This is a genomic window from Dyadobacter sp. CY347 (assembly GCF_021502655.1).
In the GTDB taxonomy this organism is placed as follows: Bacteria; Bacteroidota; Bacteroidia; order Cytophagales; family Spirosomataceae; genus Dyadobacter.
In genome coordinates this window covers 750,144-771,639 of record NZ_JAKFFT010000002.1, presented here as the reverse complement: position 1 = coordinate 771,639, position 21,496 = coordinate 750,144, and the positions used below count along the sequence as shown (strand labels likewise).

Sequence of the window (21,496 nt, the reverse complement as noted above, 5' to 3'; positions counted from 1 at the left end):
TTCCATCATCCTCATTCACATGTGGTATGATGATGTAATTCGCCTGAAAATGAGCTCGATCACTTGCTTCAATTGCACTATCGCAGGGCAAATTCAGGAAGGCGAAGAAGAATGATAGGCTTTTTTGGATGGAATGCGGGAAAGCAAAATCAGCCCGAAAACAAATATAACCAGAAGTGCAAGAATGCTGTTTCGCATGCTTCCGGTCAGGTATTCGACTGTGCCGTAGATGAATGTACCCACAACGATGGCCAGTTTTTCAGTGACGTCGTAAAAACTGAAATAAGAAGCTGTGTCCGTAATATTTTCCGGGATCAGCTTGGAGTACGTCGAGCGCGAAAGCGACTGTATTCCGCCCATGACCATGCCGACCGCGCAGGCAACAAAATAGAATTCCATGGCTTCGGTGGTGTAATAAGCGCCAGCGCAAATGCCGATCCAGATCGAGACGCCAACCATTAAAGCAAAAATGTTCCCAATTCTGCCCGACAGCCAGGCAAATGTAAATGAGCCGACAATGCCTACAATTTGAATCAGCAGCACAGTTACGATCAGGCTTTGTGATGGCAGTTTCAGCTCAGTAGCACCAAAGATCGTCGCCACGTACATCACCGTTCGGAGGCCCATCGTGTAAATAAAAAATGCGCTCAGAAACTTGGCCAGAAAGGGCTGCTCACCTAGGTTACGGTAAACTTTTTTGAGCTCAATGAAGCCGTTGAAGATCCAGTTTCCGGGTTTTTGCTTGGCGGCTTTGTTGGCAGGCAGATACTTGAATGGGATCTGGGCAAAAAGTATCCACCAGAGTCCAACGGTAAAAAATGAGATCCGTGCAGGAAGCGCTTTATCGGTAATGCCGTAAAATGCCGGCGCTAAAATCATGCTTAAATTAAAGAGCATCAGCAGCACGCTTCCCAGGTAACCCAAAGAAAACCCGCGGGCGCTGTACGAATCGAAGCGGTCTTCGGTGGCAATTTCAGGAAGGTAAGAGTCATAAAATACAATGCTGCCGCTCCAACCGATAAGGCTCAGTGCGAACAGAATGACCGAGGGAACCAGGGTGTCTTTGGTAAAAAAATAAAGCAGCATGCAGCTGACAGCGCCCAGGTAACAAAAGAACTTCATAAATCTTTTCTTCTTGCCACTATAATCGGCAACAGCCGTGCACAAAGGGATCAAAAGCGCGGTGATCAGAAACGAGGCCGAAACCGTGTAGGTAAACAGCACGGAGCTTTTAATTTGAAATCCAAAAAAATCAGTGAAAAGGGTTCCTGAGGCCTTTAATGCTGTGGCGCTGAAATAAACGGGGAAAATACTGGATACGATAACGAGCGCGTGAACCGAATTGGCCCAGTCGTACATGTACCAGGCATTTATGATTTTGGGATCGTTCTTTTTCATTCAGGGTTGAATTTGCCACAAAATAATAAAAGCGGCAGATTTAACCGGCCGCTTTTATTGAATTATACCAAAATGTGCTCGTTTATTTGATCACAGGCTCGAAAACCATGATCGTTTCCTGCTCGACTTTGTCGACAGGCATTTTGCTTTTTAATCTTAATTTGTTGTTAGAAATCTCCTCAACACCAAACTCGCCCGAGAAGCCTGAGATCTTAATGTCAAGCGTTTTGTCCTCATTTTTCAAATACCATGTCCCGCCGTTGATCACTTGCTTTGAGCCTTGATCAATCGCTTTGGTAACATTGTTTTGAAGGAACTGGATGTCCATTACCTCCTTAATAGCCCGCGTTTGCGTATTCAACAGATTCAACGGGATAGTTTTGCCCGTAAGATCCGTTACATTAGACATCCGCCATGGATAGTTGATCAGGATTTTATCTTTTTCAGATAGCGGCGGCGTTGGGTTGGGGTTCTCTTTTTTTTCTTTATCACAAGCCATTAAAAGGATGGCCAAAAAAAGAGGGGCAATAAGGAGCAATCGTCTCATATCAGTTTTATATTTTATGTTCCAGGCAATTTCTTTTCTTACTTTGTCATTAATATATTGAAATCTCTGCACCATTCGCGGAAAGCGTTTCTCGGAAAGCGTTTCGCGGAAAAATCAAATACCAACGCTGCAAAAGTAACGAATTTGTCTGGTCAATTCTTATGATCCATTTTACCAATATGTATGTGAGAGTTTTTTACACCACTTTATTTTATGTTCTGGCGCAGGCGATGTCCGTTTCGGCCCAGGACTGCCAGCCCGCTTATATACTAAATCCGGTCAAGGTTAATAATAGGATTGAATGGGAAAAAATTCCGGAATTCACCCTGCCTTTCACCATCATTTACAATGCCACGCGCTTTGGTGATACGCAGTCGCAACCGCTCAAACACGGATTCAGCCACCTTGCAACATTCAGCGGCTCGGAGCTTGCAACATTGCCCGCTGCCAAGCGCGCATTGATCTGGTATGGCGTTGCCACATCAAGCGGCAACCAGCCCTGGGCAGATAATGCCCTGCGCAGCCCCTGGGGAAATGACACGGCCGCCTACCGAAGTTTTTGGGATAACTACGCCGAAACAGCGAAGGGAAGTGATATCATCTGTATGGACATTGAGCGCATGCAGCGCGAAGACCGCGACATTCTCGCGTTAAAATCCAATAGCCAGATTCCCCAGAACTACCGGAATTTGTCGGATGCAGACTTTCTGGCCACCTATAAAAGAGACATGAGATGGTGGTATACCGAAGCTGCCAAACGGCTTCGGGCCAAAGGGGTTACCGCTCCGCTGAGCAGTTATAGCGACGTTCCCGTGCGCAACACCTGGCTGAACATTACCGCCAACAGCTGGCAGGACTGGACCACCAACCCCGCCCGGACGCATTATCTGGTGCAGGACAATGCAGGCAAAATCGGCGGCAGCTTTTATGATGCACAGCAATTCCTGACGCCTTCGCCCTACTATTATTATGGTTATGACAATCCGATCGGAAAGGATTATCTGTCCTATCTGCTGTTTAACATTGAAGCAAACCGTGCTTGGAGCGATAAACCCATCATTCCGTTTGTTTGGATGCGGGTTCATGACAGTTATGATCCAAATACTCCGCTGATTGCGCCATTTGTGGCGGAAGCAACGGCTATTTTCCCATTTTTCTCGGGAGCGAAAGGCTTATGGCTTTGGGAGAATCCAGGCTTTCCAGGAAACAGGCAGGAGAATTATGAACCTTACGAGCGCTTTATTTACGGACTTTACCGGCTGTCTGCTTTCAAAGATATGTTCGAGGGGACGTATGAGCTGGTTATTCCGCAATCAGCGCGCGACCATATGGAGCTGCAAAACCCGATCTGGCGCGGCGTAGTCAAGGGCAGTAACATTCTGATCGCCGCTCAGAACCCATATGCGGCAGATAATGCCGAAACCGAGATCGTGGTTTTTCATCAGAAGTGGTTTAAAAGTCTTAAGCTGAAAGGGAAAGAAGTTCTTCTATGCAAATTCGACCTGAATGATACGGTCAATGGCGTTGAGCCGGACCTGTCTGATGCGTATGTTTATGCCAATCCCGTTGAATTTGAGATGAATGTTGTATTAAATGGCATCAATGGTGTTACAGATGTAGATTTTTCATTGCTCAATTCAAAAGGCCAGGTTGTGCTTAGTAAGCAGCTGAAAGCCGTTTCAGGCGAAACGCGTGCGCGGATCGATTTGCCGAGGTTATCTGCTGGCATATATTTTGCCCGCTTTGTCAGCGAAAACAGGACCATTACCAAAAAAGTGGTCATTCATCAATAACACCTGCAATTATGAACCGCCTGAGCCAGCAAACCAGCCCATACTTATTACAACATGCACACAATCCCGTTGACTGGTATCCCTGGGGCGAAGAAGCATTAAGCAAAGCCAAAACAGAAAACAAGCCGATCCTGGTCAGCATTGGCTATTCGGCTTGTCACTGGTGCCATGTAATGGAGCGGGAATGCTTTGAAAAAGAGGCGATTGCAGAGGTGATGAATGCGCATTTCGTTTGCATTAAGGTGGACCGCGAGGAACGCCCGGATGTAGACGCTGTATATATGGATGCCGTGCAGGCCATGGGTGTGCGCGGCGGCTGGCCGCTGAATGTTTTTTTGCTGCCCGATAGCCGGCCTTTTTACGGAGTGACTTATTTACCGCCGCAAAATTGGGTGCAGCTTTTGAAAAGCATTAACAACGCCTTTCAAAAGCATTATGACGAGCTGGCCGGTTCAGCAGAAGGTTTTGTACAAAACATGCTGGTTTCTGATACAGAAAAATACGGCCTTGTAGCCAAAAATAGTGGTTACGACATTTCCGAGCTTGACTCGATGTTCGAGCATTTGCAGCGAAACTTTGACACTGAAAAAGGCGGAATGGACCGGGCGCCGAAATTTCCTATGCCTTCGATTTACAAGTTTTTGCTGCGTTATTATGACATAAGCCAAAATCCAGAGGCGCTTGCCCATCTGGAATTATCATTGAACCGCATTGCCTTAGGCGGGATTTACGATCATGTTGGCGGAGGCTGGGCCAGATACTCGGTTGATGACGAGTGGTTTATCCCGCATTTTGAAAAAATGCTTTATGATAATGCGCAGCTGCTGAGCATTTACGCCGAAGCCTATTCACTCACGCAAAACCCACTTTATGCCGATCGCCTTATCAGCACCATTCAATGGTTACAAATTGAAATGCGGAACGAGCAGGGTGGTTTTTATTCGGCGCTGGACGCGGATAGTGAAGGTGTAGAAGGCAAGTTTTACATTTGGACCAAAGCAGAGCTTGAACAAACCCTGGGTGATGATTTTGAATGGTTTGCCAAGCTTTATAATGTTTCAGACCACGGCAACTGGGAAGAAGGCCATAATCATTTGCATTTGACCCGCCCTGTTTTGCAGACCGCAAGTGCATTAAGGCTCAATGTCGTAGATCTTGAAACAAAATACAATGCTGCCCTTAAAAAGCTGGCAGAAAAACGCGCGGAACGCATTCGTCCGGGCCTGGACGACAAAACGCTTACATCCTGGAACGGGTTATTGATCAAAGGCTTAGCAGATTCTTACCGGGCTTTGGGAAAGGAAAATATACGTGAGCTTGCTGTCTCCGCGGGCGTTTTCATCCGGGATAATATGATGGTGGAAAACCGGCTTATGCACAGCTATAAAAGCGGCCAGGCAACGGTAACGGGCTTTTTGGAAGATTATGCAGCCGTCATTGAAGCTTACCTGGCACTTTACCAGATCACATTCGATGAACAGTGGATCTCACTGGCACAAAAGCTTGCCGATTACACGATCCAGAACTTTTATGATCAAAGTGAAGGCTTCTTTTATTTCACTGATATTGATGGAGAAACGCTCATAGCACGTAAAAAAGAGCTTTTTGACAATGTAATCCCCTCATCCAACTCAATCATGGCGCATAATCTTTACGTGCTGGGAATGATGCTGGATGATGATCAGTACACGAAGATCTCGGATGCTATGCTTTCCAAAATGGATAAAGTCATGCTCGCCGACGTGCAATGGGTTACAAATTGGGCCGCATTATACTGCGTGAGGGCCACACCTACCGCAGAAATCATCATTGCAGGCCCGCAAGCAGACGAAATGCGAAAAGATTTCGACCGCTTCTTCGTCCCAAACAAACTGGTAATGGGCACCACAACCCACTCAAATCTTCCCCTACTCCAAAACCGCACCGCCATCAACGGAAAAACAGCCATCTACCTATGCTATGATAAGACCTGCCAGCTACCCGTTACGCAGGTGGAGTTAGCGATTAATCAGCTGGCTGGGGTTTAGATTGGTTTGCTACTAGCAATTTGCCTTAGTCAAGCAGCGGAAAATAGCGCTCTTCTATCACGCGCATGTGATGGATGGGGTGGCCGATGATGACGAAACCTAGTGCAAGGGCGGAGATGTCGGACTTGAAGGCGAAGCCGGAGCGCAGCAGCATTTCATCATTCATACTTTTGAAAAGTGAGATCGTGCTTTGCCTTACCTGGTTAAATTCCTGCATCAGCTCCTCAATGCTGCGCTGCTGCGCGATGGTGTTGGCTGCCAGCAGCTCTTCGTCATAGCCAGGAAGCGTGGTTTTATCATTTCTGGAAAAACGCATGGCGCGGTAGGACGAAATGCGTTCGTTGTCAATGACATGTTGCAGAATATCCTTTACGCTCCATTTGCCTTCCGCGTAGGCGCGGTTTTGAAGGTTGGTGAGTTTTGCAATGTCCGTGTAAACATGATCGGGTGCGTATTTATCAAAAGCTTCGAAAATGTTAATGTCTTCAACCAGATTAATATAGCGGTCAAAGAACTGGGGCATTGGGCTGATCATGGATTTTTTCATGGACTCTAACGGCTTTTTTTAGCCTGAAATATAAGAAAAATCCGCATCATGCCTTTTACAGTGCATTTGCTGCAATAGTATTTTCAACAACACTTGCAGAATTGTACTTAACTTGATTACATTTGGATATAAATCCTCTTGAAATTGAAAAGACTGTTGCCGATAGGATTGTTGGTTCTGCTGCTCTACAATATGTTCGGGCTGACTTTCGCTGTACTTTTCTTTGATAATCACCACCAAAAAGCACCCGTTTCCTCATCAAACGATGATCTAATGGTTGTGAAAATGCATTTGCCATCGCTTCCCTATTCTGGTGATCTGCAAATCACTGATCTTCCGCAAGGACTTATCCGCCAGAACGATCAGTTTTACAATCCTACCAACGTCCTGCATCAAAACGACACGCTTTACGTTACGTTGCAATCCAACCAGGTGGCAAGGGATGATTTTTTCGCATTGGCCAATGCCATGCAGATCCTGAGTGACCCTAATGCGAAATTGCCTGAGGACCCGTATAGCAAAGCCATGAAAATGGTGGAAAATCTGCTTAAAAATTACGTTTCAAATACGAATGAGATAAGTTTTCAACCCGTGTCATTTGCCGAACCTGCGCCATTGACAACAGGCGTTGCTTCGAAAAATATCTATTCAGCCAACTTCATTCAGCTAACAAGCCCGCCTCCCGAGCTTGGCTGAATCCCGGCGGACCTTTAATCTTCGGCCGCAAGCCTTTCTATCCATTTATAAAAATTGCCTGCGAAAGCGCTATATCCTTTTTTGGAGATCCCGTGCGTGCGGCACAACCCCTCAGTAAAACAAATGCAATATTCTTTACGAAAAATGAAGCAACCACTGATTTTGCTTTTAATGATTTCGCTGTGCGTAACAGGCAGAGCGTTCGCCCAAATGCCTAACGACGCCATATATATGTCGAAAAATACGGCCTGTCTGGCTCTTTCTTACGGGCACAGTTCCTGGGACAAGTATTGGGAAAATCAGCTCAAACGCGAAAACCTCAACATTGGCACACACACAACCCAAAGTGCGATGGCCATGCTGGCAGTAGGCGTAACCAAAAACCTGAATGTGATCGTGGGCGTTCCTTACGTGTGGACGCAGACCAGCGCTGGCAATCTAAAATGGCAGAAAGGGTTTCAGGACGCTTCCCTTTGGCTTAAATTTCGTTTTATCAACAAATCAGGATTCTCCCTGCACGCCATTGGCGGCGCGTCCATCCCTACAGGCGATTACATTGCCGATTTTATGCCGATGTCCATTGGTATGCAGTGCAGAACTGCAACAGCCAGACTGGTAGCCAGTTACCGCCATCAGCCAACAGGCATTTACATGACGGCTTCGGGAAGCTACATTTTCCGCAGCAACATTGATATCGATCGCGACTCTTATCTGGCTGACGGAAGGCTGCATAGCACCAATAAAGTAACCGTTCCCAATGCTTATGATGCATCTGTGAGACTTGGTTATTTGAAAAAGGGCATTCAGGCAGAGGTTTTTGCCGAATACGGTGCTTGTGACGGTGGTGATAACATTCGCCGCAATGACATGCCTTTTCCGACCAATAATATGAAAAGCACTGTGGGCGGGGTTTATGCCAAATTCCAGCCAAAAAATATCGGCGTTAATGCCCGGGCCGCTTACGTTCTGGATGGAACCAATGTTGGCCAGAGTACATCTTTTTCTGTGGGCGTGTTATACCAATTCAGGTATATCAAGGCTGACAAAAACCCAAACATGCATCAATAACAATGAAAGTACAATATATTTCAAAAAGCAATATTCTGGTTGCGTGCGGATTGTTTCTCACTTTTGCGATTTCTTCCTGCAACAAAACCATCGACGAGCCCTCGGCTTCTGTCAACAACCCTTCCAGTATGGATGCCGATGCAGGCAACTGGAAACCTTATGTGCTTACCTCGTCGAGCGAGGTGGAAGTGGCGGAACCTAAGGCTGCTACTTCGGCTGAATACAAGGCAGAAATTGAAAAATTAAAAGAGACAACTTCAAAAATTACCCCGCAGCAACGCGATATCGTCAATTACTGGGGTGCAGGCGCTACTTTCCGCTGGAACGAGATCGGCCGTGAGCTGGCTGCCCGCTATAACACGCCGCCGGCATCCAATCAGGATGGCAAATATCCGCTGCCTGATCCGGCGAACCCGCTGGCTGACCCTAAGTTTCCATTTGCTAACCCGCCTTACACGGCACGTGCGCTGGCTTACCTGAGCGTTGCCCAGTATGATGCATTGGTAAGTGCCTGGAATTATAAGTTTAAATACAACCGCAAAGCGCCTTCCAAAACCGATGCATCTGTGCAGGCCATTTTGCCGGTAACGGATCTTCCATCCTATCCTTCCGAGGATGCGGTGGTTGCCGAAGCTTCGTTTTTGGTTTTGAAAGCCATGTTTCCGGGAGAAGTGCCATTTTTGGAGCAGAAACTGGCAGAGCATAAAAACAGCCGCCTATGGGCTGGTATGAATGTGGAAAGTGATATTGCTGCCGGTGCCGAACTGGGAAAAGCAGTAGGCGCCAAAGTAATGGCCAGAGCCAAAACGGATGGCATGGGAACGGCAAACAACCAGGCTGCCACTGCCGAAATGATCGCGAATGCCAAAAAGATCGGCACTTCTGAAATTTGGGTGAGCCAGGAATCGCCTGCGCGCCCGCCTATGCTGCCTACATATGGTTTTGTAACTCCCTGGAATTTTGACAAAGAAACCGTTAAAACGCTGCGTCCGGGTCCGCCGCCAGCCCTGGGGAGCAAGGAATACCAGGAAAATATCGATGAGCTTTTAGCCATTGCCAAAAAACAAACCCGCGATCAGGCGCGCATTGCCAGCTTCTGGTCAGACGGCGTGGGCAGTTACACGCCTCCGGGCCACTGGCATAGAAGAGCGGCTGACCTTTGCCACAAAAATTCTTTCAGTGAAGTGCGGACGGCCAGAACATTGGCGCTTTTGGGCACAACATTGCAGGATGCCGGAATATGTTGCTGGGATGTGAAGTATTTTTATTACTACCCACGCCCAAATCAAATGAACAGAAAAATCAAAACATCTGTGGGCTTACCTAATTTCCCATCCTACACGTCGGGACACTCAACATTCTCCGGGGCGGCAGCCGAACTGCTTGCCCACATTTTCCCGGAAGAAAAGCAAAAGATCGACGACATGGCCCAGGAAGCTTCCGTATCAAGAATCTACGGACTGATCCATTACCGCTTCGACTGCGAAGCAGGCCTAGCATCCGGCCATAAAATCGGTGAGTATGCCGTAGCCAGGGCGAAAGCGGATGGTGCGAAATAAGACCTTTCAATATTAGCAAAAATGGCTTCCCGAGCGATCAGGAAGCCATTTTTGTTGTTTGAGTAATTTAAAAATAAATCACTAGCCCAGATTACCAATGTCAAACGGAAGCTTGCGCAAGCGCTTGCCGGTTGCGGCGAAGACTGCGTTGCCTAGCGCGGGGGCGATTGGTGGCAGGCCTGGCTCTCCTACTCCGCCCGGGGCTGCGCCGCTGTCTATGATATGGATTTCGATGGCAGGCATCTCGTTCAGGCGCATGATATTGTATTGATGGAAGTTGCTTTGGTCGCTCACGCCATTGGTAAATGTGATGCCGTCTTTGATAGCGGCGGTAATTCCCATCACAATGTTGCCTTCGGTCTGGGCTTTCACATTATCCGGGTTCACATAATGCCCGCAGTCGATGACAGAAACCACTTTATCGATCTTAACGCCCTGATCCTTTTTCGAAACAGTAATGCAGCAAGCTGAAATGCTGCTGAATGAGCTGAATATGGCAAGCCCTTTTCCTGCGCCTTCGGGCATTTTTTCTTCCCAATTTGCCTTTTCGGCCAGTTTTTCAAGCACTTTCTTAAAACGATCGTCGGTAAGGATTTCCATTCTGGCTTTCAATGGATCTTTTTTGGCCAGATGCGCCAGCTCGTCGAGGAAGCACTCCTGGCCCCATCCGAAATTGGACGCATATACAGAGCGCCACCAAACCACCGGAATATCCGTTTTGACGTGGGTCCAGCTTACTTTGGAAGCGCCGTCGAACCGATATTTATTATTTTCAGTAGCCAGCTCACCGCTGAGCCACGCGTCTGCATCCGTTTCTTTTAAGTCACCAAAAACCTGTCCGGCAATGGATTCACCTATGGCGTGGTGATGAAAGCCGGTAATTTTACCGTTTTCTACAAATCCTTGCATATGACTCAGCATTCCCGGCCGGTAAGGACCCTGTGAAATGTCATCCTCGCGCGTCCAGACCACTTTTACAGGCTTTTTAACCACTTTTGAAATGTGGCAGGCTTCCAGTACAAAGTCATGATATGCTTTCCGGCCAAAAGCGCCGCCAAGCAGTGTAACATTGATTTTGACCTGCTCGGATTTTACTTTCATATAACCACAAACATCACGCAACGCCCAGTCGGGCCCCTGCACGGGTGCCCAGATTTCCACTGTTCCGTCATCCTTCACATGCGCGATCGCGTTTTCGGGCTCAATAGGCGCGTGCGCTAAAAACGGTGTTTCATAATTGGCTTCGAGCTTATCTTTGGCAGCGCTGTATTTTAGTGTAAAATCACCTTTTTGCTCTGCATTAATGCCCTCTTTTTTAGCCGCTTCATATGTTGCAGCAAAGTAATTGGCTGTACTTAGCGTTTTTTCCAGATCACCATTGTCCCATTTTACAACCAGCGCTTTTTTCCCTTTTAAAGCTGCCCAGTAGTTGGTGGCAACCACGGCCACGGCTTCGGACGTGCGGTGCGGCATTGTCCGTTCGGTTTTGATAACCTGCAAAACGCCCTTGATCTTTTTTGCCTCCGTATCATCAATAGACGCCACTTTTCCATGGATCATCGGTGAATGTAAAATGCTGGCATAGACCATTCCAGGCACATCCACATCAATTCCATAAACCGCCTTACCATTGACGCGCTCAGGCACATCAAGTCTTTTATTGTATTTGCCAATGATCTTGAAATCCTTGGCTTCTTTAAGCTTCGGATCTTCGGGGATTTCAAGCTTGGAGGCTTCATCGGCCAGCTCGCCGTAAGTAAAGCTTTTGCCGCTGGCCGGATGCACGATCTTGGCATCTTCGGCGTGGCATTCGGAAACGGGCACATTCCATCGTTTGGCCGCCGTGGTCGTAAGCATTTCCCTTGCAGCCGCTCCGGCTTTTCGGATCGGGGACCAAAGCGCACGGACCGAACTGCTGCCTCCGGAAGTTTGGCTGCCGTATTTACCCATGCCGTCACTCTGCACGATCAGCACTTTTTCCAGGCTCACTTCCAGCTCCTCGGCAAGCAGCGAGGGCACGGCCTGCGTGGAGCCCTGGCCCATATCGGGTCTGGGATTAACAAGGGTAATGTTGCCGTTGGTGTCAATAATAATAAATGGATTGATTTCCAGCCGGAGGACCGCAGGCGTGATCTTTTTCAAAGAAGCGTCCCGGGTAAAACCTGAAATGCCCAATGCAAGCCCGAAAGTGGTTATGCCCGAAGCTTTCAGAAAATCGCGGCGTGTTGTTTGAATATTTTCCAATGTCTTGGGAGCTAATGTTATCTGGATGTTGCTTTTAACGTTTTCCAATGCCATTCTCTGAAACTTTCATTTCGTCGGCAGCCCTGTGAATGGCTTTTCTGATGCGGTCGTAAGTGCCGCAGCGGCAAAGATTTCCACTCATGGCGGCATCAATGTCGGCATCCGTTGGATTGGGTTTGGATTTCAGAAGCGCCGCGGCAGACATGATCTGGCCCGACTGACAGTAGCCACATTGCGGGACCTGCTCTTCGATCCAGGCTTTTTGTAGCACATTCATCTTGCCATCCCCAATGCCTTCAATGGTTGTGATCTTATTGTTTTTACCTACACCGGAAACCGGCAGCTGGCACGAGCGCGTCGGTTCGCCATTCAAATGCACCGTGCAAGCGCCGCACAGGGCCATTCCGCAGCCAAACTTCGTGCCTTTTAACCCGGCAAAATCGCGAACGACCCATAGCAAAGGCATGTCCGGCTCGACATCGACTTTTACTTTTTTGCCATTTAATGATAAATTATATATCGCCATAGTAAAACATTATTAATGTTATCGCCTAAAATCAGGATGTAAATTACGAAAAATAGGACTTTTATAAACTTAAATTTCGTCGAATCAATCTTTTACCCGATGGGCGGGCAAACGCCTTTCGTCGAAACAAAAAACAAAGCTAATTTTACCCGATTCTCACCATAGACGCTATCAATGATCACAAATGACGCTGTTGTTCTTGGACTATTAATGCTGATTCTGGCCGCCATTTTCTATACGGCATCTATGGATAATATCGGCTGGAAGCGGTTTTATGCCGTAGTGCCTCCGCTTCTGCTTTGCTATTTTATTCCGGGCCTGCTTAACTCCTTCGGCATTGTCAATGGAGCGACCTCGCAGCTCTATCCAGTTATTTCCAAATATTTCCTTCCCGCATGCCTCGTCTTTTTTACCATAGGCATGGACTGGCGTTCGCTGAGCCGGTTGGGGCCGAAAGCATTGATCGCTATGCTGGTTGGAACGCTGGGGATAATGGTAGGCGGGCCGTTTGCATTGTGGTTGGTTGGGTTAATCAGCCCTGAAACAGTTGCTGGTGAAGGTGCCGACGCGGTCTGGCGCGGGCTGGCTACCATTGCCGGAAGCTGGATCGGCGGCGGGGCCAATCAGACTGCATTAAGGGAGGTCTTTCAGCCCAGCGACGCATTGTTTTCCCAGATGGTGGCCGTGGACGTGCTGATTGCAGAGCTATGGATGGCTTTCCTCATTTACGGGGCTGGGATCGCCACGCGCATTGACCGCTGGCTGGGAGCTGATAGCAGCCAGATCGAAGAAATCAAACAACATCTTGATATTCAACACAATGCTAATGAGAAAGCGCCAGCTGTGCGGGATTACATATTACTTGCGGCAGCAGGATTTGGCGCAACAGGCATAGCCCATTTTCTCGCTGATATGATCACGCCTTATTTATCAAAAAATTATCCTTTTTTAGACAAATACAGCCTTACATCAACCTTTTTCTGGGTGGTAACCATTGCTACATTCATCGGGATCGCCCTTTCGCTGACGCCCGTACGAAAGCTTGAACACGTGGGCGCTTCAAAGCTCGGCTCCGTATTCTTATATGTGCTTGTGGCCACAATCGGGATGCAGATGGATCTTGGGGCAGTGGCTGGAAATCCCGGGCTTTTTGCCATCGGCCTGATCTGGATCCTGACCCATGCGGTCATTTTGATTTTAGTTTGTAAATGGCTTAAAATTCCGTTCTTTTTCCTGGCAGTGGGAAGTCAGGCCAATGTGGGCGGATCGGCTTCGGCCTCCGTGGTTGCTGCTGCATTTCATCCATCGCTGGCAACAGTTGGCGTTTTACTTGCTATCTTAGGTTACGCAATCGGCACATATGGCGGGTATCTGACAGCACTGGTCATGCAGTGGGTAAGTGAAGGGTAACAGTGCCATCTTTATTTTAACAACAACATGGAAGAAAACAGCAAACTTGATAAGATCATTGAGGCCAGAATGAAGCTAAAGGCGCGTTTTGAGCATCAAATGTCTGCAACACCTTCGGTTTCAGATTCGCGACCGATGGGAACGGGTGAAATAAATCGTCATGGCATGCCCAAACTGCCCGCCGGGCAAGTAAGAACGGAGAAATGGCCGGTGCTGGACCTGGGTTTCAAGCCTGATATTTCGCATCAGAAATGGAAACTGATTATTGACGGACATGTTGAGTCGCCCGTGACCCTAAGCTGTGAGGACTTCATGGCATTGCCACAAACGGAGGACGTCAGTGATTTCCACTGCGTGACAACCTGGTCGCGGATGGATGTGCCCTGGGTAGGCGTGCGATTGGCCGATCTGGCGGCTCTTGTTCAGCCCAAAGCCAGCGCTACGCACATTCTCTGCCATGGATATGATAAATACACGACCAACTTATCGCTGGAAGAAGCGTTGAAAGACGACGTCTTGCTCGTTCATACGGCTGACAATAAACCGTTAGAGCGCGATCATGGCGGCCCTGTGCGAATGATCACGCCTCAGCTTTACGCCTGGAAAGGAAGTAAATGGATTAGCAGGATCGAATTTCTGCCTGCAAACAAGCTTGGATTTTGGGAATTAAGAGGTTATTCCAATACGGCTTATCCCTGGCGGAATGACCGTTACAGTTGAAGGTGCCAATCTTATCGCGCATCTACAAATCAAGCACCAGACCGTCATAGGCCAGATGAACATTAGCCGGCAGCTCATTTTCAATGTCGGCGTGCTTTCCCAGTTTATGGCTCATATGCACCAAATAGGCCTTTGGAACCTGCAACTCTTTAATCAGAGCCAGAGATTGGGCTAATGTAAAATGCGAAAGATGCGGCTCTTTTTGCAGCGTGTCCAGAACCAGGACTTTGGAACCTATAATTTTTTGCTGTTCTCTTTCGGAAATAAAATTGGCATCGGTAATGTAGGTGAAATCACCAATCCGGTAGCCGTACACGGGCAAATGATGATGCATAGCCTCAATAGGTGTGAATTTTACACCCTGCACATCAAAAGGCTCATTATTAATGTTATGAAGTTCAAAATGCGGCACGCCGGGATATCTTTTTTCAGAAAAAGCATAGGCAAACTCGTTCTGGATCTGCATTAAAACAGACTCCCTTCCGTAAAGCGGAATATCGCGCTGGCTGCGGTGGTTGAAGGCACGGATATCGTCGAGCCCGGCCGTATGGTCTTTATGCTGATGCGTGAAAATGGCTGCGTCCAGGTCCTTTACATTGGCCCGCAGCATTTGCTGACGAAAATCGGGGCCGATGTCAATAACGAAAGATTTGCCATCGACCTGGATCCAAACGGAAGTCCTTAAACGCTTGTCGCGTGGGTCATCGGATCGGCAAACGGCACATTCACAGGCAATAACCGGTATTCCCTGTGATGTGCCGGTCCCTAAAAATGTAATCCTCATCAGGTTTATTCTGTCAAATGCGCGACCACTTCAACCAGACGGTCAAAATTCAAAGGTTTCATCAGCGCATCGTCAAATCCTGCTTGTTTAAAGTCTTCTTCCGAATAGTTCTTGGCGTTTCCTGTAATAGCCACGATAGGCGTTTTGGCCTTTTTCTCGTTAGGCAATTTGCGGATGCTTCTTGCGCACTCCATTCCATCCATCACAGGCATATTGATATCCAGCAAAATAATATCGAAATCCTCTTTTTCAAGAAGCTGCAAAACCTGCTCTCCGTTTTTCACGGACGTGATCTCGTAATGTTGAAATTCCAGAATCTTCCTTGCCAGATTTTGAATAACTGAGCTGTCTTCGGCAATGAGTACTCGTTTGGTGTATGACATATGATGGGTCAGGTATTGTGTTTAATAATTTGCCAGGCTCAATTTAGGGATATTTCAACCAAAGTCGCAACCTGGCGTGGTGCGAAGATTCAAAATTATCATAAAAAAGTAAATAAACATCTTATACTTTTTCAAAGCACACTTTCGGGTGTAAGTTTGTGATCCGTTCAAAAATTTGGAAGCCCTATGTTTAAAAATAAAGTAATCCGGTACAGCACAATCGCCATGGTTATTGCGATCCTGGCCTATTTTGTTGTTGAAAATTTTTCGGGTGCGGGCCTCAATGGCGCCAGCGAAGACCAGATCGCCAGCAATCCCGAGCAGTATAAAACGACCATTCTCAAAGAGCGCGCAGCCAAAGACGAGCAGTTCCGGACCACCGAGGACTCCCCGATTGCCGATAAAGAAAGCTTCCACGGCTTGCATTACTTTGCTCCCGACCTGTCTTACCGCATTAAGGCCAACATTTCCCCTTACATGAAGGATGACAAGGAAGTTGAGGTTAAATACACAGATGGGACTTCGGAGAAGTATGAAAAGTATGGTTATGCCAATTTCAAGATCGGCGATCAGGAGCAGAAGCTGTTACTGCTTAAAAATGAGAGCGTTATTTCTGTTCTTTTTAAAGATGCAACCAGTGGAAAGGAAACCTATGGGGGCGGCCGTTACCTGGATTATCCCGTTTCTGAGATTAAGAACAATGTGATCGTCCTGGATTTTAATAAAGCCTATAATCCTTACTGTGTATATCAGGAAAGTTACGCCTGCCCGGTCCCGCCGAAGGAAAATACGCTTTCTGTGGCCGTTCTGGCCGGCGAGCAGCTTGAATCTGCTGTCCATAATTAAGCGGCCTTTGCCTTTTTTATTTTATTAAAAAATCAATTACTATTTCAAGTCGGACGGCGCTGTTCGACTTAAATCCTTAATTTTGTAATCCGGCTTAACTGCCGGTTGAAAACCTATTTTTGAAGCATTCGCATGAAGATCTCCTATAAGTGGCTTAAAGAATTAATAGATATAACAGAATCTCCCGAAGAAATCGGCAAAATACTGACCGCAACCGGGCTGGAAGTTGAAAGCATTGAAGAGATTGAATCCATCAAAGGAGGTCTGCAAGGCGTTGTCATCGGCCAGGTGCTTACCTGCGAAAAACATCCCGAAGCCGACCGTCTCAGCCTGACGACCGTTGATGTAGGCATTGAAAATCCTTTATCCATTGTTTGCGGCGCGCCGAATGTAGCTGCCGGTCAAAAAGTGATTGTAGCGACTGTGGGAGCGACATTATATCCGACCGGAAGTGATCAGCCATTGGTTTTAAAAAAATCAAAAATCAGAGGCGCGCTTTCAGAAGGAATGATCTGCGCCGAAGACGAATTAGGCGTCGGCACATCGCACGACGGGATTTTAGTCCTTAATACTGACCTGCCAAACGGCACGCCAGCCAGCGAATACTTTGGCATTTCTTCTGATTATTTAATAGAAATCGGCCTTACGCCTAACCGCGCGGACGCTGCATCGCATTATGGCGTTGCGCGTGATCTGAAAGCCTATTTTAATCGCGACATAAAACTTTCGTCCGTTGATGCTTTTGCAGTCAATAATGAAAGCCTGCCATTTGAAGTTGAAGTAAAAAATTCAGAAGCAGCGCCCAGATATAGCGGCCTAACCATTTCCGGACTAAAAGTGGGCGAGTCGCCCGATTGGCTCAAACAAAGACTGGCAATCATTGGAATCCGCTCGATTAACAACATCGTAGACATCACAAACTACATTTGCCACGAGCTGGGCCAGCCTATGCATGCATTTGATGCCGAAAAGGTGATTGGTAATAAGGTAATTGTAACCACTGTGCCTGCCGGGACAACATTTGTGACGCTGGATGGCGTGGAAAGGAAACTTTCGGATTCGGATCTGATGATCTGCAATGCAGGGGCGGACGGGACTCCGGAGCCTATGTGCATTGCAGGGGTTTTCGGCGGGCTTACTTCGGGCGTTACTAACGAAACAACATCCATTTTTCTTGAATCCGCTTATTTCTCGCCGATCTGGGTTCGTAAGACGGCTCAGCGCTATGCATTAAAAACGGATTCTTCTTTCCGTTTCGAGCGTGGGACTGATCCTAACATGCCTTTATATGCATTAAAAAGGGCAGCATTGCTTATTCAGGAAATCGCAGGCGGAACTGTTTCTTCAAACATTACGGACATTTATCCTGAACCCGTTGCAGATTTTCAGGTAAAAATGACTTACCGCAACATCGACAGGTTGATTGGTAAATCATTGGATAAAACACTTATTAGCAACATTCTGACTGGGCTTGACATTCAAATTCAGGACCAGACCGAAACGGGCTTTACGGCGATCGTGCCGCCTTATCGCGTGGACGTGCAACGGGAAGCGGACGTGATTGAAGAAATTTTGCGCATTTATGGTTTCGGCCAGGTTGAACTTTCGGATGCGCTTAGCTCAGATTATCTGTCAGATTTCCCTGTTAATGATCCTGAAAAATTGAAACTGCGCGTTGCTGAACTTTTGGTAGCAAATGGTTTCAACGAAATGATCAATAATTCACTCACGAAGCCTGATTACCACGCCTCATTAGCTGAAAGCATTCAGGGTAACCCGGTTAAAATCCTGAATTACCTGAGTGAAGATTTGTCTATAATGCGCCAGACCCTGATTTTCTCAGGTTTGGAAGTCATTGCTTACAACAGCAACCGCCGCCAGAAGGATTTGAAGCTTTTTGAATTTGGCAAAACCTATAATGAGATCGGCGAAAAATACGTCGAGAGAGAAAGGCTGGCCGTTTTCCTAACGGGCAACATTGGACAGGAAAGCTGGTTTGAGAAATCGCGGGAAGTGGTTTTCCATGATCTGGCAGGTTTTGTGATGCAGGTTTTGTCTTCTGTAAAGATCAAGGACGTGGAGAGAACCGAGGCGGATGCGGCTATCTTTAAATTTGGAACAACACTGACATTGAACCGCAAGCCGGTTGTGACATTCGGGCAGCTTAATGCGGCCATTGGTAAGAAGCTCGACATTAAGGCGCCTGTTTTTTATGCGGATTTTGATTGGGACTATATGCTCAAACAATATGATGCGTTTGTCCAGTATAAAGAAGTAGCCAAGTTCCCTGAAGTGCGTCGCGATCTTTCTGTTGTGGTTGATAAAAAAATCACTTTTGAGGAACTGCGCCAGATTGCTTATAAAACCGAAAGGCAGCTTCTGCGCGCGGTAAACGTGTTTGATGTGTACGAAGGGGCGAACCTGGAAGGAAAGAAATCGTATTCGGTGAGCTTCATTTTGCAGGACGATCAGCAAACATTGACCGACAAGGTGATTGACAAAACCATGCAGCGGTTGATTTCCGCTTACGAGCGGGAATTCGAGGCAGTGATCAGGAAATAAAGGAGTTTTGGTTTGACAGCATTATTAAGGCCAAAAAATGGAAAGGAGCATCGAGCGCATCATTGAACACAAGTTGACCGACCTTGAGAAAAAACTCGAGTTCCTGATCAACACCAAAGAGAAACTAAGCTGGTCAATATCAGAGCTGCAGCGTGAAAATGCCGAGCTCCGTGCATCCAATCAACACCTCAAGGAAGAAGCAAAAGAAATAAAGAAAAAATACACTAGTTTGGAAAAAGACTTTAATAAGTCTAAAAGTTTCGCTAAAATTGTCACTAGTAAACTGACACCAACAAGCGGAATCGCCGAACTGAAAGACTCAGTTGAAAGATATATACAAGAGATCGATAAGTGCATAGAATTGCTTGAAGATACCTTATGAAAAAAAATAACATACCCAATCCGGACGTTTCTGTCTTTATAAAACTGCTGGACAGGGGTTTCAAACTGAGCGTTCCGGCGGATCAGGAGAAATTCTACAGGGATGGGTATGAGGTGTTCATGCAACGCGTGCAGCAGCATAAATTAAAAGGAAAAGTATACGGTGACATTGAAGCAATTGCACTTACTTCTATTGAATGCCTTGTAGCATTACAACGGGACCAGGAGCAAATGGATAACTTGGTGATGGCTTTTAAAAACAGGGTAGAAAAGCTTGACGAAACCATTACCAGCGCAATAGAAGGCTGAAAGCTCAACACCACAAAACCTTTATTTTATACGGATTACTCTTTATCTTCTTTCAATACTTCCACCTTCGGCATTTTCACGCGGTTTAGTCGGTAAAACCAACTATATATAACCATTACTGAAATGTCAAATTCATTAGTTTTCATCCTCGTCCTGTCCGACATTATCGCCATTGGTGTGGGGATTTTCGCAGGCAAGTACATCTTTCAGCGATCTTTTGATCAGAAAGAAAAAGAAGCGCAGGAACGCGCAGCCGAAATTCTCCGTAATGCCGAAAGCGCTGCCGAAAACATAAAAAAAGACCGTATCCTTGAAGCCAAGGAAAAATACCTGAGACTGAAAGGCGAGTTTGAAGAGGATGCTAACAAGAAGCGCGTGATCCTCCAAACCAACGAGCAGAAACTAAAACAACGCGAGCAAAGCCTTAACCAGACGATTGAGGCAAACAAGCGCCGCGAAAATGAGCTTGAAGCGCTTAAAACCAATCTAAACCAGCAACTTGAAACGGCCACAAAACGCCGCGAAGAAGCAGAAAAATCACTGCACCAGCAAGTTGCCCAGCTTGAAAAAATCGCCAACCTTACTGCCGACCAGGCGCGCGAGCAATTAATAGACGCATTGAAAGCAGAGGCGGATACAAGGGCCGGATCGTATGTCAAAAGTGCGATGGAAGAAGCCCGTCTTACTGCTACGAAAGAAGCTAAGAAAATCGTTATTGAAACTATTCAGCGCACGGCTGCGGAACACGCGATCGAAAACTGCGTGTCTGTTTTCAACATTGAAAACGACGATATTAAGGGTAAGATCATTGGACGTGAAGGCCGTAACATTCGTGCTCTGGAAGCCGCAACGGGCGTTGAGATCATTGTGGACGACACTCCGGAAGCGATCGTTATCTCCGGATTTGATCCGGTAAGAAGAGAAATTGCAAGGCTTTCGCTTCATCGTCTTGTTCAGGATGGAAGGATTCACCCGGCCAGGATTGAGGAAGTCGTTGCCAAAACACGCAAGAACATTGATGACGAGATCGTGGAGATCGGTGAACGAACTGTGATCGACATGGGCATCCACGGACTTCACCCTGAGCTTGTTAAGATGATCGGCCGTATGCGTTTCCGCTCGTCTTACGGGCAAAACCTGCTGCAACATTCACGTGAGGTGGCGAAGCTTTGTGCTACAATGGCATCTGAACTTGGATTGAACACGAAACTGGCAAAAAGAGCTGGTCTGCTGCACGATATTGGTAAGGTCTGGCCGGAAGAATCAGATCTTCCCCACGCAATATTGGGTATGGAGCTTGCTAAAAAATACAAGGAAAATCCGGAAGTGTGCAACGCGATCGGCGCCCACCACGATGAAATTGAAATGACCAGCATTCTCTCCCCGATCATTCAGGTGTGCGATGCAATTTCAGGATCTCGCCCGGGAGCACGCCGCGAAATGATGGAGTCTTACATTCAGAGGCTTCGTGACCTTGAAAACATGGCATTGTCATTTGAGGGTGTTGAAAAATGTTATGCGATCCAGGCGGGTCGTGAATTGCGCGTGATCATTGATGCAGATAATGTTTCGGATGAAAAGGCAGGGATGCTTTCTTTTGATATTTCGCAAAAAATTGAAAAGGAAATGCAGTATCCCGGACAGATAAAAATTACAGTAATCCGTGAGATGCGTTCAGTAGCGTATGCGCGTTAAT

General features: G+C 47.0%; 19 protein-coding genes. 12 read left to right on the top strand and 7 right to left on the bottom strand.

Features of this window, described 5'->3' with window-relative positions; genetic code table 11:
- Positions 1-93 precede the first annotated feature (93 nt).
- Entirely contained in the window at positions 94-1,398 is a 1,305-nt protein-coding gene (locus L0659_RS04045) for an MFS transporter (protein ID WP_235124359.1), read from the bottom strand.
- 82 nt (positions 1,399-1,480) lie between these two features.
- A complete protein-coding gene (locus L0659_RS04040) occupies positions 1,481-1,945 on the bottom strand; it encodes a hypothetical protein (protein WP_235124358.1) in 465 nt (154 codons plus the stop codon).
- A 161-nt stretch (positions 1,946-2,106) separates the two neighbouring features.
- Between L0659_RS04040 and L0659_RS04035 the strand changes: the two genes are divergently transcribed.
- Together L0659_RS04035 and L0659_RS04030 are read left to right on the top strand one after the other, a co-directional pair.
- Positions 2,107-3,738, top strand: a complete 1,632-nt coding sequence (locus L0659_RS04035) for a T9SS type A sorting domain-containing protein (RefSeq protein ID WP_235124357.1) — start codon at positions 2,107-2,109, stop codon at positions 3,736-3,738.
- A gap of 11 nt (positions 3,739-3,749) precedes the next feature.
- Positions 3,750-5,765 carry a thioredoxin domain-containing protein gene (locus L0659_RS04030; protein WP_235124356.1) on the top strand — a complete coding sequence of 672 codons (2,016 nt, stop codon included), beginning with the start codon at positions 3,750-3,752 and terminating at the stop codon, positions 5,763-5,765.
- Positions 5,766-5,790: 25 nt separating this feature from the next.
- Here L0659_RS04030 and L0659_RS04025 read toward each other — a convergent pair whose 3' ends face one another.
- Positions 5,791-6,312 carry a DinB family protein gene (locus L0659_RS04025; protein WP_235124354.1) on the bottom strand — a complete coding sequence of 174 codons (522 nt, stop codon included), beginning with the start codon at positions 6,310-6,312 and terminating at the stop codon, positions 5,791-5,793.
- 144 nt (positions 6,313-6,456) lie between these two features.
- Between L0659_RS04025 and L0659_RS04020 the strand changes: the two genes are divergently transcribed.
- The 3 genes from L0659_RS04020 to L0659_RS04010 all read left to right on the top strand — a co-directional run bounded on the left by L0659_RS04020 (position 6,457) and on the right by L0659_RS04010 (position 9,635).
- Positions 6,457-7,008, top strand: coding sequence for a hypothetical protein (locus L0659_RS04020; protein ID WP_235124353.1), 552 nt, complete (start codon positions 6,457-6,459; stop codon positions 7,006-7,008).
- Positions 7,009-7,152: 144 nt separating this feature from the next.
- Positions 7,153-8,076 carry a transporter gene (locus L0659_RS04015; protein ID WP_235124352.1) on the top strand — a complete coding sequence of 308 codons (924 nt, stop codon included), beginning with the start codon at positions 7,153-7,155 and terminating at the stop codon, positions 8,074-8,076.
- Positions 8,077-8,078: 2 nt separating this feature from the next.
- The gene (locus tag L0659_RS04010; RefSeq protein ID WP_235124351.1) at positions 8,079-9,635 is read left to right on the top strand and encodes a phosphatase PAP2 family protein; all 1,557 of its coding nucleotides are present in this window, start codon (positions 8,079-8,081) and stop codon (positions 9,633-9,635) included.
- 81 nt (positions 9,636-9,716) lie between these two features.
- On the opposite strand, the gene L0659_RS04005 is transcribed toward L0659_RS04010, so the two are convergent.
- Positions 9,717-11,933 carry a molybdopterin cofactor-binding domain-containing protein gene (locus L0659_RS04005; protein WP_235124350.1) on the bottom strand — a complete coding sequence of 739 codons (2,217 nt, stop codon included), beginning with the start codon at positions 11,931-11,933 and terminating at the stop codon, positions 9,717-9,719.
- A complete protein-coding gene (locus L0659_RS04000) occupies positions 11,914-12,405 on the bottom strand; it encodes a (2Fe-2S)-binding protein (RefSeq protein ID WP_255726938.1) in 492 nt (163 codons plus the stop codon). Before L0659_RS04000 ends, L0659_RS04005 begins: the two co-directional genes overlap by 20 nt.
- 174 nt (positions 12,406-12,579) lie before the next feature.
- Between L0659_RS04000 and L0659_RS03995 the strand changes: the two genes are divergently transcribed.
- Together L0659_RS03995 and L0659_RS03990 are read left to right on the top strand one after the other, a co-directional pair.
- Positions 12,580-13,815 (top strand): DUF819 domain-containing protein, encoded by a 1,236-nt coding sequence (locus L0659_RS03995; RefSeq protein ID WP_235124349.1) that lies wholly within the window; start codon positions 12,580-12,582, stop codon positions 13,813-13,815.
- Between the two features lie 27 nt (positions 13,816-13,842).
- The gene (locus tag L0659_RS03990) at positions 13,843-14,535 is read left to right on the top strand and encodes a molybdopterin-dependent oxidoreductase (RefSeq protein WP_235124348.1); all 693 of its coding nucleotides are present in this window, start codon (positions 13,843-13,845) and stop codon (positions 14,533-14,535) included.
- A 22-nt stretch (positions 14,536-14,557) separates the two neighbouring features.
- Here the strand turns inward: L0659_RS03990 and L0659_RS03985 are convergent, their stop codons facing one another.
- Together L0659_RS03985 and L0659_RS03980 are read right to left on the bottom strand one after the other, a co-directional pair.
- Positions 14,558-15,319, bottom strand: coding sequence for an MBL fold metallo-hydrolase (locus L0659_RS03985; protein ID WP_235124346.1), 762 nt, complete (start codon positions 15,317-15,319; stop codon positions 14,558-14,560).
- A 5-nt stretch (positions 15,320-15,324) separates the two neighbouring features.
- The gene (locus L0659_RS03980; RefSeq protein WP_082215385.1) at positions 15,325-15,702 is read right to left on the bottom strand and encodes a response regulator; all 378 of its coding nucleotides are present in this window, start codon (positions 15,700-15,702) and stop codon (positions 15,325-15,327) included.
- A gap of 186 nt (positions 15,703-15,888) precedes the next feature.
- Between L0659_RS03980 and L0659_RS03975 the strand changes: the two genes are divergently transcribed.
- The 5 genes from L0659_RS03975 to rny all read left to right on the top strand — a co-directional run bounded on the left by L0659_RS03975 (position 15,889) and on the right by rny (position 21,495).
- Complete coding sequence (locus tag L0659_RS03975) at positions 15,889-16,548, top strand: DUF1684 domain-containing protein (RefSeq protein ID WP_235124345.1); 660 nt, start codon at positions 15,889-15,891, stop codon at positions 16,546-16,548.
- A gap of 132 nt (positions 16,549-16,680) precedes the next feature.
- Positions 16,681-19,110, top strand: a complete 2,430-nt coding sequence (gene pheT, locus L0659_RS03970) for a phenylalanine--tRNA ligase subunit beta (RefSeq protein WP_235124343.1) — start codon at positions 16,681-16,683, stop codon at positions 19,108-19,110.
- 37 nt (positions 19,111-19,147) lie between these two features.
- Positions 19,148-19,492, top strand: coding sequence for a hypothetical protein (locus L0659_RS03965; RefSeq protein ID WP_235124342.1), 345 nt, complete (start codon positions 19,148-19,150; stop codon positions 19,490-19,492).
- Entirely contained in the window at positions 19,489-19,800 is a 312-nt protein-coding gene (zapA, locus tag L0659_RS03960; RefSeq protein ID WP_235124341.1) for a cell division protein ZapA, read from the top strand. Before L0659_RS03965 ends, zapA begins: the two co-directional genes overlap by 4 nt.
- A gap of 123 nt (positions 19,801-19,923) precedes the next feature.
- The gene (gene rny / locus L0659_RS03955; RefSeq protein WP_235124340.1) at positions 19,924-21,495 is read left to right on the top strand and encodes a ribonuclease Y; all 1,572 of its coding nucleotides are present in this window, start codon (positions 19,924-19,926) and stop codon (positions 21,493-21,495) included.
- The last annotated feature ends 1 nt before the right edge of the window (position 21,496 follow it).